Raw genomic sequence first — 12,655 nt, 5'->3', positions numbered from 1 at the left:
GAATCGTTCGGCATGTGAAAGTAAGGGAGGATGTAAGGCTGTGAGTGAGCTGTTTTTAGCAAGATTTCAATTTGCTTCAACGACATTATTTCATTTTATTTTTGTTCCTATGTCAATAGGTTTGGTGTTTATCGTCGCATTGATGCAGACCCTTTATGTCGTCAAGAAAAAAGACATCTATAAAAAGATGGCGAAGTTTTGGGGTCACCTGTTCTTACTTAACTTTGCAGTAGGTGTGGTAACAGGGATTCTGCAGGAATTCCAGTTTGGGATGAACTGGTCAGATTATTCAAGGTTTGTCGGTGATGTCTTTGGTGCACCGCTTGCCATTGAAGCACTTTTGGCCTTTTTCCTTGAATCTACATTTATTGGACTTTGGATATTCGGCTGGGATCGTCTGCCGAAGAAGATTCATTTATTGTGCATTTGGCTTGTTTCCCTTGGTACGATCTTTTCGGCATTTTGGATTTTACTCGCTAACTCATTTATGCAGGAGCCAGTTGGATTTGCCATTAAAAATGGCCGTGCAGAAATGAATGATTTTGGCGCTCTTGTGACGAACCCGCAGCTTTGGGTTGAGTTTCCGCACGTTCTATTTGGTGCACTGGCAACAGGAGCTTTCTTTATTGCAGGAGTTAGTGCCTATAAAATGATCAAAAAACAAGAAATCGCCTTTTTCAAAAAATCATTCCAGATTGCGATGGTCCTCGCTTTAATTTCTGGCTTAGGTGTAGCGTTTTCTGGACATGATCAAGCGAAGCACTTAATGAAATCACAGCCAATGAAGATGGCAGCAAGTGAAGCCCTTTGGAAGGATAGTGGAGATCCAGCAGCTTGGACACTATTTGCCAACATTGACACAGATAAAAAAGAAAACTCTGCGGAGATCAATATTCCGTTTGCTTTAAGTTATTTGGCGTATCAGAAGTTCAGTGGAGATGTTCCAGGCATGCTGACACTTCAAAAAGAATATGAAGCCAAGTTTGGTCCTGGAGACTACATTCCGCCAGTGAAAACAACATTCTGGAGCTTTAGAATCATGGTCGGTGCCGGAATGCTGATGATTTTTGCTAGTATGATTGGCTTATATTTGAGCTTTAGAAAGAAACTAGAAACGAACAAATGGTTTTTACGCTTCATGGTAGGGATGATCGCGTTCCCGTTTATTGCGAACTCAGCCGGCTGGATCATGACTGAAATTGGGCGTCAGCCGTGGACCGTCTTTGGTATGATGACGACAGCTCAATCGATTTCACCGAACGTATCGTATGGCATGCTGTTATTCTCAGTCATTAGCTTTACGGTGATGTATCTGATTCTTGCCATTTTGCTTGCCTACTTATTCATTCGAGAAATTAAAAAAGGTGCACATTCTGAAGAGGATACAGATCAAAAGGATGAAACGGACCTGTCTACAGATCCATTTGATGGAGGCGCATATCATGGCATATCTTAACGAGATTTGGTTTATTCTTGTCGCAGTATTGTTTGTTGGATTTTTCTTCTTAGAAGGATTTGATTTTGGTGTCGGGATGTCCATGCAGCTGCTTGGAAAGGACGCGCACGAGCGCCGCATTTTAATCAATACGATTGGTCCTTTCTGGGATGCGAATGAGGTCTGGCTGATTACAGCTGGCGGCGCTATTTTCGCTGCATTTCCTCACTGGTATGCCACGATGTTCAGCGGATACTATATTCCGTTTGCGGTTCTCCTCTTAGCGCTCATTGGGCGCGGAGTCGCCTTTGAATTCCGAGGGAAGGTTGAGAAAGCCTCTTGGATTAAGGCGTGGGACTGGGTGATCTTCTTTGGCAGTCTGCTTCCGCCGTTTTTGCTCGGTGTGTTATTCACGAGTATTTTACGCGGGATGCCAATTGATCAAGACATGAACATGTACGCTGGATTTACGGACTTTGTGAATCTTTACTCAGTGATCGGCGGGTTAGCTGTGACGTTTCTTTGCCTGCTGCATGGCTTGATTTTTGTCACACTTCGTACAGAGGGTGACTTAAGAGATCGTGCAAGAAAACTGGGCCAGCGTGTCCTGCTCATTGCACTCCCTGTTCTTGTTATATTTGTCGGTGTGTCCATCATTGAAACAGATATTTATACTGTACGCCCGATCATCACCATTCCATTAACTGTGCTGATTGTGGTTTGTTATGTAGCTGCCCTTGTTTTGATGAGAAAAGAACGTGATGGCTGGACTTTCTTATTCACAGGCGCAGGCATCATGGTGACGGTGTCCATGCTGTTCACTGCATTGTTCCCGCGCGTCATGATTAGTTCAATCAGTCATTCATTTGATCTCACAATTCAAAACGCTGCATCTGGATCTTATTCACTGACGGTCATGACGATTGTTGCTGTTTCTTTGCTGCCCTTTGTGCTTGGGTATCAAATTTGGAGCTATTACGTCTTCCGTAAACGTGTAAGCGGTAAGGAGCCAATGACCTACTAATGGATAAACGTTTACTTCAATTAAAAGGAATGAGAGGGCTTCTTGCCCTCTTAGGTATTGTGTCACTCATCCAAGGAGCAAGTATTATTTTCCAAGCACAGTGGCTGGCACATGCCATTACAACGCTGTTTGACGGGAAAAGCCTCTCGCAGGCAACGCCTTATGTCATGCTGTTTCTTGCTGCCTTTGTTGTGCGGCACGGTCTCACCTTGATTCGGGAGAAGGTCATGTTTACCTACTCTTCCCGAATTGGAGCAGACGTCAGAAAGCAGCTGTTAGACCAACTCTTTCGATTAGGGCCTGCCTTCGCAAAGAAAAAAGGGACAGGAAAGCTTGTCACATTAGCAATGGAAGGAATTGCTCAATACCGTCAGTATTTACAGCTGTTTTTGCCGAAAATGGTGAACATGGCAGTGATTCCGGCGATGGTCCTTATCTATGTGTGGACATTAGATGAAACATCAGCCGTCATTTTAATTGTGACGCTGCCAATTTTAATTATTTTTATGATTTTGCTAGGCCTTGTTGCTCAGCGTAAAGCGGCCAAACAATGGAGATCGTATGAGAAATTATCCAATCATTTTACTGACTCTCTCCGGGGCCTTGAGACGCTTCGTTACTTAGGTATCAGCAAAAAACACTCCCGTCATATTGCGGAGGTGTCAAAGCGATATCGAAAAGCGACCATGAGTACACTGAAGGTCGCCTTTCTGTCATCGTTTGCCCTCGATTTCTTTTCCATGCTATCAATTGCAACCGTCGCTGTTTTTCTTGGCTTACGTTTAATTGAAGGAGAGCTTCTGTTATTGCCGGCTTTGACGGCGCTTATGCTGGCGCCGGAGTATTTTCTGCCGGTACGTGAAGTGGGAAATGATTATCATGCGACGTTAAATGGAAAAGAAGCGAATGAAGCCATGCAGGTCATTTTAGAAGAAAAAGGCTTCCGCGCCCAGGAGACAAAATCTGTGCAGCTGAATAAGTGGGATGAACAATCTGTGCTCACGCTGCAGGATGTTTGTGTTCAGCATGACGAACATGCCCCTTATTCCATTCAGGATGTAGATCTCACTGTCAAAGGGAAGAAAAAAATCGGCATCATTGGTGCCAGTGGTTCAGGGAAATCGACGTTAACCGATGTCCTCGGCGGTTTTGTTGAGCCGTCTTCGGGTCAAATCACGCTAAACGGCCAGCCGCTTGGTCATTTACAGATGAACGAATGGCAAAAGGAAGTTGTCTATATGCCGCAGCACCCCTATTTATTTCACATGACATTAAGAGAAAACATTCGTTTTTATGAACCAAATGCAACAGAGGAAGAAGTGGAAAGAGCGGTGCATGAAGCTGGCTTATCTCAGCTGGTTACGCAGCTGCCAAACGGACTGGACGAAGTCATTGGAGAACAGGGAAGAGAGTTAAGCGGAGGACAGGCGCAAAGAATTGCGCTTGCTCGAACTGTGCTGGGCCAGCGGTCCATTATGCTGTTAGATGAACCAACGGCGCATCTCGATATTGAAACAGAGTATGAACTGAAGAAAACAATGCTTCCACTGTTTGAACATAAACTTGTGTTCTTAGCGACACACAGACTCCATTGGATGCCGGACATGGATGAAATCATTGTCATGGATCAAGGAACCGTCGCAGAAATGGGGACACATGAATCATTAATGCAAAGAAAAGGCGTGTATTATCAATTGGTACAGGAGCAAATGGGGGCGGTCACACATGGTCAGTAAAGGCTGGTTTATACCTTATATCAAGGAGAATCAAAAGCTGTTTGCCTTGGTTTTATTTTTAGGAGCCATTGCGGTATTCTCTGCTTCTATGCTGATGTACACGTCGGGATTTCTCATTTCAAAGGCTGCGACAAGACCTGAGAATATACTCATGGTCTACGTCCCAATTGTGGCTGTACGTACCTTTGGTATTTCGCGCTCTGCTGCCCGCTACGCAGAAAGGCTGGCAAGCCATCAGCTCATTTTGACAATGATTGAAAAAATGCGTGTACGCCTCTATGACATGGCTGAACGAAGTGCCAAACAGACTAAGCTTGGGACAGGTGAAATGCTTGGTCTCTTGTCAGATGATGTGGAGAGATTGCAGGATGCCTATTTAAAAACCATCTTTCCATCCATCGGTGCACTGCTTTTATATGCCGCATCCATTGGAGCACTTGGCCTTTTCTCATGGCCTTTTGCTGGACTGATGCTGCTTTATATGGCACTTCTCGTATTCGTTTTCCCATACGTCACAGTGCTTGTGAACCGGGCAAGACAAATTCAAATGAAAAAAGGCAGAAATGAACTGTACAGCCATTTAACAGATGCAGTCATGGGCGTTAGTGACTGGCTGTTCAGCGGCAGGCAGAAAGATTTTGTGGATGGATATGAACAAAAAGAAGCGCAGCTGTTAGCGCTTGAAGCAGCGAAACACCGATTTATCCGCGTGCGTCAATTTTTGGCACAGCTCTTGATTGGAGGGGCTGTCGTGCTTGTTGTGTATTGGAGCGGCTCGGTCGTTCAGTCAGGATCCATGTCACACACACTGATTGCAGCCTTTGTACTTGTGCTGTTTCCATTAACAGAAGCCTTTCTTCCGCTGTCAGATGCGGCAGGTGATATTCCCGTCTATCAGCATGCTGTCAGCAGATTACATCATTATGAAAAGCAGTCATATGAAGGAGAAGCTGAGAGCAAGGCAGTGGATCAATCAGCCCTTTCTCACGATGAAGCTGTCTGTTTTGATCAAGTGTCCTTTCGGTATGACACGCATCAATATGTCCTTCAAGACCTGTCCTTTTCTCTGAAGCAAGGGGAATCACTCGCGCTTTTAGGAAAAAGCGGTGCAGGAAAATCGACCATTTTGAAATTGTTAGAAGGGGCAGTTGTTCCAAATCAAGGGACTGTCAGCATTCAAGGAAAACCGGTTCAAAGCATTCAAGAGAAGGTGTCTGCCTATGTATCTGTGCTGAATCAACAGCCATATTTATTCGATACGTCTGTTTTAAACAATATTCGTTTAGGATCTCCAGAGGCAACAGAAGAGCAGGTAAAAGAAGCAGCTAGACAAGTGCAGCTGCATGATGACATCGAGTCTTTGCCAGAAGGTTATCACACAGGTGTTCAGGAGACAGGGGTTCGATTTTCAGGTGGAGAAAGACAGCGTATGGCGTTAGCTCGAATTTTGCTTCAGGACACGCCGGTTGTTGTATTAGATGAACCCACCGTCGGGCTTGATCCACGGACAGAGCGTGAATTGCTTGAAACCATCTTCCGTGTGTTAAAAGGGAAAACAGTTATTTGGATCACCCATCATCTGACTGGCTGTGAGGCGTGTGACCGCATCATGTTTATTGAAGACGGACGCATTGAGATGCAGGGTCAGCATCAGGAGTTACTAAAAGAAAACAAGCGTTATCAAAAGCTGTATGAAATGGATCGCCCGTTTTCTACAATATAAATGGATGAAATGACAAAAACGTTCGGACAGGAAATCTCTGCCCGAACGTTTTGTGGTTTAAGGGTTTACTTTACCAACACCTGCATTTGATATCACTTCTGATTTCACATTGTTCACGTTAAGCAAAGAGTAGTTATAAGGAGGGTTATACGTACCTGTTGAAGACGTTGGCAGACTGCCTGTGCTGTTAATATACGAGTTGTTGATGACATGCCATGTACCAACTTGACGGCTGTCCCAGCTTCCAATGGCATTTGTGGTGTTTTCAAATACGTTGTGTTCAATTCTCATTTTCGCGCCCATACGTGAGTTAATCGCTGTTGTGAGGATGTTTTTATAATAGTTGTTATAGACATGTCCTTCCCCGAAGCGCATAGACGGTACACGAGAGTTTAGGTTTTCAAAGCGGTTGTTGTGGAACGTAATTTTTCGATTGTAGTTATCGTTATCGGAGCTGCCCATGAGCATTGTTTTCCAGCTGTCATGTACATAGTTCCACGAGAAGGTAATGTAGTCAGAGTCATTTTTTACATCAAATAAACCATCGTAATCATCCTTCCCGGAATTCAATGTGTTGTACAATTCATTATGATCGACCCATATGTTTTTAGAACCGCCTTCGATCCCGATGGCATCCTTGTCACCGATTTTGCTGTGGTGGATTTTCAAGTTGCGGATGATGATGTTATTGGCACGCCATACTTTAATGCCAATTCCATTCAATTCGCCGTTCGTCCCTTTACCGACGATCGAGACATTATTTGTATCTTTCACATCGATTTTATTGGCTGATGTATTAGAAGGGGTAATGGTCCCGTCTACAACAATTTTTAATTTTTCGTTTGTTCCTTTATTTTTGAGGGCAGCCAATAGTTCATTTCCAGTTTTGACTGTGACGGTTTTACCGCCTTCACCGCCTGTTGTGCCGCCATTTAATGTGGAGAAGCCTTGTTGATTAAAGTTGGCCATAATAGAAGGGCTTTCTGGATATTTGGCTGCTGCCTTTGCCTCCCCGTTTGGTGCAAATAATGAAGTGACGAGACCAACAGCTAATACACCGGCTAACATTGGAATTTTTCTTTTCAAACTCAACATCTCCATTCTATTTTATTTTAATGAAAACGTTTCCAAAATAAGCTGTGATTCAACCACTCCTCCTTCCTTCACAAGCATTGCTTCTTTCGGAATGTAGGATGAGCATAGCATGCAAAAAGGTATCATCGGCTAAGGATAGGCGCAGCGTATTCCATGATTTTCTAGGAAGCTAAGCCAATGATTATTTCATTTTCATCTTCATGAGATAAGGACCATTGTCGATAGGTATGAGGATGACATCTTGATTATGGAGAGGAGGCTCTCCGTTTGGTAGAAAATCAAGATGATTATAAACGCATCATTTTGTTAGAGAAGAAGGGATGCCATAATCATTACATAAGAAAAAATTGGATATAAAACGAGAATCATAGAAGATATGCTAAAAAATAAGGTCCATTTTAAACGATATTGTCATCCGTGTCGTCTTATGAGTAAGAGAAGAAAAGGAAGGAGGGGCGCGCTTGGAGCAGACAGAAGAGACATTATTGATTCAGCGGGCAAAACAGGGAGATGATGCCGCGTTTACAGCCCTTTATCGGCATCATTATTCATTTCTTTACCGATATATGTTGAAGCTGACCCTTCAACAAGAGCTGGCAGAGGAAATCATGCAAGAAACGATGCTGAAAGCGTATATGAAACTTTCTTCATTTAGAGGAGATGCCTTATTTTCAACCTGGCTCATTTCGATTGCATCTAGGCAATTTTTAGATCACCAGAAGAAAAGAAAACGTGAACAAATGAGAGAAGGAAAAGCGAATCAGGAAGCCATACGCCGCTTTAAATGGGACGTTCAGCAAAAGGGGAACACATGGCATGACATGTGGGATGCTTTAAATGAATTAAAGGCTCAGGAGAGAGCACCGATTATTCTGCACTATTATTATGGATTTACCTACCCAGAAATGGCTTCAATGCTTGGAATGAGAGAAGGCACTGTGAAATCGAGGGTTCATCATGGATTAAAGAAAATTCGAAAGGAGTGGGATTTATGAAGGAAGATCGTTTGACCGAACGTTTAAAAGAAGAGCTGCAGCAGCTAGACGAACAAATTGAAGTGGAAAAGCCAAGTGAGCAGGCTGTCATGATGATGCTGAAACAGGCGAAGGAAAAAGAGAAAAGGCGTTTTAAACAAGAAGTGCTGGCATACGTTTTGATCAGTTTGACCATTCTAGCACTCTTTGCAGCTGCCATTACCCATTTGCCTATCATCTTCATTCTTCTCCAAATAGTGAGCGTCCCCATCTGCTTTGTTGTTGGCTACAAGGAATATCAACATATCAAAGGAGGGTCTTCCGTATGAGTCAGTCGGAAATGATCATCTTATTGTGCGTCTTGCCGTTATTGTTTGCACAGGGCTTTCTTTTATTTATAGATGCAAAGAAAAGAGGGCGTTACAAGTGGTTCTGGGGCATTGTCGGTCTCATTAACTTTCCATCGTCTTCTATTTTATATTGGCTTTGTGTCGTGTTACCTGATCGAAAAAGAGGCGGGAAACCCCGAAAAGATTGAGTGCATCCGATCAAACTTTTGACCCTTTTTTCAATGGAAAACCAGCTAGAAATTCATCATGATTCATGTATTTGTCAAAGAAAACGGGACGAGAAATATCCGCTCGTTCGTTTCTAGCACATTAGTCATTCCTTGAGCGCTTATTTTTAAAAACAATCGCTACGGCTGCTTGATCTATCTCAATTCGGCATCATTTTCATCTGTTATCAATATTGATCAGATTTTACAATTGGTGTTAAATTAATCTCAATATGCGTTAGAAAATCTAACAATTAAATGTGTGGAGATATCTACAAGGAGGCAGATGCGACATGTTGACCTTAGATCGAGCAGCACAAACAGCACAAAGCTACATCCACCGTGTGTTAGAAGAGGTGGAAAAACGAAATCCCGGCGAGGAGGAGTTCCAGCAAGCCGTAAAAGAAATTCTGGAATCACTCGTCCCAGTTTTTGCGAAGCATCCAGAGTATGAAAAACAAGGCATTTTAGAACGGCTCATTGAGCCTGAGCGGCTTGTGGTATTTCGAGTGCCATGGGTAGACGATGAGGGCAAAGTACAAGTCAATCGAGGGTTTAGGGTTCAATTTAATAGTGCCATCGGTCCTTATAAAGGAGGCATTCGTTTCCATCCAACCGTCAATGCAAGCATTATCAAGTTTTTAGGGTTTGAACAAATCTTTAAAAACGCACTGACTGGTATGCCGATTGGCGGAGGGAAAGGCGGATCGGATTTTGATCCTAAAGGGAAGTCTGATGGAGAAATCATGCGTTTCGTTCAAAGCTTTATGAGTGAACTTGGCCGATATATTGGACCTGATCAAGATGTGCCAGCAGGTGATATTGGTGTAGGAGCACGCGAAATTGGCTATATGTTCGGACAGTACAAGAAAATGCGCGGTGCTTATGAAGCAGGTGTACTCACGGGGAAAAGCCCTGGATTCGGAGGCAGCTTAGCGAGAAAAGAGGCGACAGGCTACGGACTGGTGTACTTCATGGAGGAAATGCTGAAAGCACATGGGCTCCAATTTGAAGGACGTTCTGTTGTTGTGTCGGGCTCAGGAAATGTGTCTATCTATGCAATGGAAAAGGTAATCGAATTAGGCGGTAAGGTTGTGGCTTGCAGTGATTCAAGCGGAGCGATTTATGATCCTCAAGGGATTTCACTTGAGACGATCAAACAGCTCAAGGAAGTCGAGAATCAGCGGATTGGGGCATACATAGACATTCACCCGCATGCTGAATTAATTGAAGATTGCGAACAAATTTGGTCCGTTCCTTGTGATATTGCGCTGCCATGTGCAACACAAAATGAAATATCAGAGGCGCATGCACAGCAGCTTGTGGCAAATGGTGTCATCGCTGTAGGAGAAGGAGCCAATATGCCATCCACTCTTAAGGCGGTCAAAGTATTTGAAGAGAATCGTATTTTGTTTGCGCCGGCAAAAGCAGCGAATGCTGGCGGTGTAGGTGTATCAGCATTGGAAATGGCACAAAACAGTGCAAGAATATCTTGGACATTTGAAGAAGTAGATGCTCAGCTGAAACAAATGATGCAGTCTATTTATCGTCAGTGTACAGAGACAGCAGACGAATATGGACACTCAGGAAACATCATGGTTGGAGCAAATATTGCAGGATTTCGTAAGGTGGCAGATGCCATGATCGCACAAGGCGTGATTTAACTCCTGCTCTCCCGCACCTGTTTATTTCATGACAAGATGGGGAATCGTCCTTTAAGAATGACAATAAGGAGGCGCGGGAGAAATGAAAAAATGGCTGAAACAAATTGTCAAATGGGCACCTGTGATTTATCCAGTGGTGAGAAAAATATATAAAGAGCGAAAAGCATCTAAACGTCGTAACGTATCAGCCGGATAATCCGGCTTTTTTTTATGCAAACATACAGAGCCTGTGTTGTAAGAAAAAAATAATAGAATCGAATGATCTATTTTCTCCCTCTCTCCGTTAAGTACATAACAAACGGAAAGAGGAGGAAATAAAAGATGAACATGAAGAAAGCAATGTTAACCATTCCACTGAGCGCAGCGTTATTATTCCCAGCGGCTCATATCGCAAGTGCACACGAAGGACATATGCATGGGGAGGCGAAGAAGACGTCTTCGTCACAAGAGGTGTCAAATAAAGCCACAGATCTTCGAGCAGCACTAGATCAGCTGTTTTCAGAGCATGCCTATTTAGCAGTGATCACAATGCAAAAAGGAATTGACGGCAGTAAAGACTTCGATCAAGCAGCGGCGGCTTTAAATGACAACACGAATGACTTATCAGATGCAATTGCCTCTGTGTATGGAAAAAAAGCAGGCAAACAATTCAAGGACATTTGGTCAAGTCATATCGGCTACTTTGTTGACTATGTACAAGCCACAGCGAAAAAAGATAATGCAGGTAAAAAGAAAGCGATGAAGCAGCTTGATCAATATCGAATGAAACAAGCCGATATGCTCGATCAAGCAACAGATGGCAGACTGAAAGCAAGTGAGCTTGAAGAAGGCTTGAAGATGCATGTGAATGAACTGCTAAAAGCGTTTGACAGCTATACTGAAAAGGATTTTGATACGACCTATGAAACGGTTAGAAAATCCATTCATCATATGTTTGAGGTAGGAAAAGGCGTGTCATGGGCCATCACAGATCAATTTCCTGGGAAATTTGATCAAAAGTCAGTGGATACACCAGCAGCGGATCTTCGTGAAGATTTAAACTACTTGTTCTCAGAGCATTTGGCACTCGCGGTAGTTGCCATGCAAAAAGGAAATGATGGCAGTAAGGACTTTAAGCAGGCAGCTGCGGCTTTAAATGAAAACACAAATGATTTATCTGCTGCGATTGCATCTGTTTATGGTAAGGATGCAGGCAAACAATTCAAAAACATTTGGTCAAGCCATATCGGCTATTTAGTTGATTATGTCAAAGCGGATGCATCAGGGAATCAACAAGCAAAAGAAAAGGCTGTCAAAGATTTAGATGCGTATCGAATGAAGCAAGCGAAATTCCTAGATCAAGCGACAGATGGACGTTTAAAGGCAGCTGATTTAGAGGCTGGTTTGAAAACACATATTGATGAGCTGATCAAAACATATACGTCTTACCATAATGGCGAATATGATCAGCTTTATCCGACAGTGAGAGAGGCTTATGGTCATATGTTCATGGTTGGTCAGGATGTCACAGCAGCGATTGTTGATCAGCATCCTGAGCTGTTCAAATCCAATATGCCTAATGAAATGCCGAAAACAGGTATGGGAGGCACAGCCGGTCCTTTAGGCATGTCCTATGAAGCATTTGCGGGTATGATCGCAAGTTTAATTCTAGCAGGCGGTGCATTTTTCCTCATTCGCCGTAAGGCATCAAATTCTAACTCATAAAGACAGATGGGAACGTGCACAATCGTGCCGTTCCTTTCTTCAAAAGGAGGCCGGCTTAGATGAAGAATTGGCTGCTCAGTATTCTTTCGCTTCTCATCATCACAGGCTGTTCATCACCGTCAAAGGATGAATCGTCATCCTCAAAAAACATATCCGCTTCTAAGGAAATGACTACACATCAAGCTGAGAAACAGAACCACTCACACGATACATTAAAAGACGAGCCGTCTGGCATTGTACCAGCTGAAATTGCCATTCCCGCTATTGATGTCAAAGCAAAAGTGGAGAAAACATCTTTATCAAATGATGGCAGTATGGGTGTTCCTCAGGATACAGACAACACCGCTTGGTTTGAAGATGGTCCAAAGCCGGGAGATAAAGGGAATGCCGTCATGAATGGCCATGTAGATAATAAATGGGGGCCATCGGTTTTTTATCGATTAAAGGAGCTAAAAAAGGGAGACAAGGTGGTCGTCACGTCCTCATCAGGAAAAAAGCGAAGCTTTGAAGTCATAAAAGTAAGAAGCTATCCGCGTGAAGAGAAGCCCAATGCGTTTTTTGGATACGCCTTTACACGGAATCTCAATTTAATCACTTGTACAGGGACCTTTGATCATGCAGCAGGTACGCATGAAAAAAGATTGGTTGTCTTTACCGAGCTGATCTCTTCATAAAGAAGGCGGATACACGAAGGTGTACGCCTTTTTTTCGTTGTTTTCGCAAGTATCTTTCAAAAAGATTCAT

At 43.3% G+C, this 12,655-nt stretch carries 12 protein-coding genes; 11 read left to right on the top strand and 1 reads right to left on the bottom strand.

All coding sequences use genetic code 11. The features are described 5' to 3' along the window. The first annotated feature begins 40 nt into the window (after nucleotides 1–40). The 4 genes from BA81_RS07240 to cydC are packed head-to-tail and all read left to right on the top strand — an operon-like array spanning nucleotide 41 to nucleotide 5,918. Nucleotides 41–1,456, top strand: coding sequence for a cytochrome ubiquinol oxidase subunit I (locus BA81_RS07240; RefSeq protein WP_034281341.1), 1,416 nt, complete (start codon nucleotides 41–43; stop codon nucleotides 1,454–1,456). Then, on the top strand, nucleotides 1,443–2,459 hold the full coding sequence (cydB, locus tag BA81_RS07235) for a cytochrome d ubiquinol oxidase subunit II (protein ID WP_034281340.1): 1,017 nt from the start codon (nucleotides 1,443–1,445) through the stop codon (nucleotides 2,457–2,459). Before BA81_RS07240 ends, cydB begins: the two co-directional genes overlap by 14 nt. Continuing rightward, complete coding sequence (cydD, locus tag BA81_RS07230; RefSeq protein WP_034281339.1) at nucleotides 2,459–4,195, top strand: thiol reductant ABC exporter subunit CydD; 1,737 nt, start codon at nucleotides 2,459–2,461, stop codon at nucleotides 4,193–4,195. The genes cydB and cydD overlap by 1 nt, the downstream gene beginning before the upstream one ends. Further along, nucleotides 4,185–5,918, top strand: a complete 1,734-nt coding sequence (cydC, locus tag BA81_RS07225) for a thiol reductant ABC exporter subunit CydC (protein ID WP_034281338.1) — start codon at nucleotides 4,185–4,187, stop codon at nucleotides 5,916–5,918. The genes cydD and cydC overlap by 11 nt, the downstream gene beginning before the upstream one ends. Nucleotides 5,919–5,975: 57 nt before the next feature. Here the strand turns inward: cydC and BA81_RS07220 are convergent, their stop codons facing one another. After that, nucleotides 5,976–7,013, bottom strand: a complete 1,038-nt coding sequence (locus BA81_RS07220; RefSeq protein WP_034281462.1) for a pectate lyase family protein — start codon at nucleotides 7,011–7,013, stop codon at nucleotides 5,976–5,978. Nucleotides 7,014–7,474: 461 nt separating this feature from the next. On the opposite strand from BA81_RS07220, the gene sigY reads away from it, so the two are divergent. The 7 genes from sigY to BA81_RS07190 all read left to right on the top strand — a co-directional run bounded on the left by sigY (nucleotide 7,475) and on the right by BA81_RS07190 (nucleotide 12,585). Continuing rightward, a complete protein-coding gene (sigY, locus tag BA81_RS07215) occupies nucleotides 7,475–8,008 on the top strand; it encodes an RNA polymerase sigma factor SigY (protein WP_034281337.1) in 534 nt (177 codons plus the stop codon). Then, nucleotides 8,005–8,316, top strand: a complete 312-nt coding sequence (locus tag BA81_RS07210) for a YxlC family protein (RefSeq protein WP_034281336.1) — start codon at nucleotides 8,005–8,007, stop codon at nucleotides 8,314–8,316. The genes sigY and BA81_RS07210 overlap by 4 nt, the downstream gene beginning before the upstream one ends. Beyond that, nucleotides 8,313–8,525 (top strand): hypothetical protein, encoded by a 213-nt coding sequence (locus BA81_RS07205; RefSeq protein ID WP_034281335.1) that lies wholly within the window; start codon nucleotides 8,313–8,315, stop codon nucleotides 8,523–8,525. The genes BA81_RS07210 and BA81_RS07205 overlap by 4 nt, the downstream gene beginning before the upstream one ends. A 311-nt stretch (nucleotides 8,526–8,836) precedes the next feature. Then, nucleotides 8,837–10,207, top strand: coding sequence for an NADP-specific glutamate dehydrogenase (gene gdhA / locus BA81_RS07200; protein ID WP_024423873.1), 1,371 nt, complete (start codon nucleotides 8,837–8,839; stop codon nucleotides 10,205–10,207). A gap of 82 nt (nucleotides 10,208–10,289) precedes the next feature. Then, complete coding sequence (locus BA81_RS19895) at nucleotides 10,290–10,403, top strand: hypothetical protein (RefSeq protein ID WP_223250414.1); 114 nt, start codon at nucleotides 10,290–10,292, stop codon at nucleotides 10,401–10,403. A 125-nt stretch (nucleotides 10,404–10,528) separates the two neighbouring features. Then, a complete protein-coding gene (locus BA81_RS07195; protein ID WP_034281334.1) occupies nucleotides 10,529–11,911 on the top strand; it encodes a hypothetical protein in 1,383 nt (460 codons plus the stop codon). 59 nt (nucleotides 11,912–11,970) lie between these two features. Continuing rightward, nucleotides 11,971–12,585, top strand: a complete 615-nt coding sequence (locus tag BA81_RS07190; protein WP_034281333.1) for a class F sortase — start codon at nucleotides 11,971–11,973, stop codon at nucleotides 12,583–12,585. Nucleotides 12,586–12,655 lie beyond the last annotated feature (70 nt).

Source organism: Bacillus safensis FO-36b (assembly GCF_000691165.1).
Lineage (GTDB): Bacteria > Bacillota > Bacilli > Bacillales > Bacillaceae > Bacillus > Bacillus safensis.
Note: the sequence above shows the minus strand (reverse complement) of the source record. Positions and strands in the feature narration are given on the sequence as shown.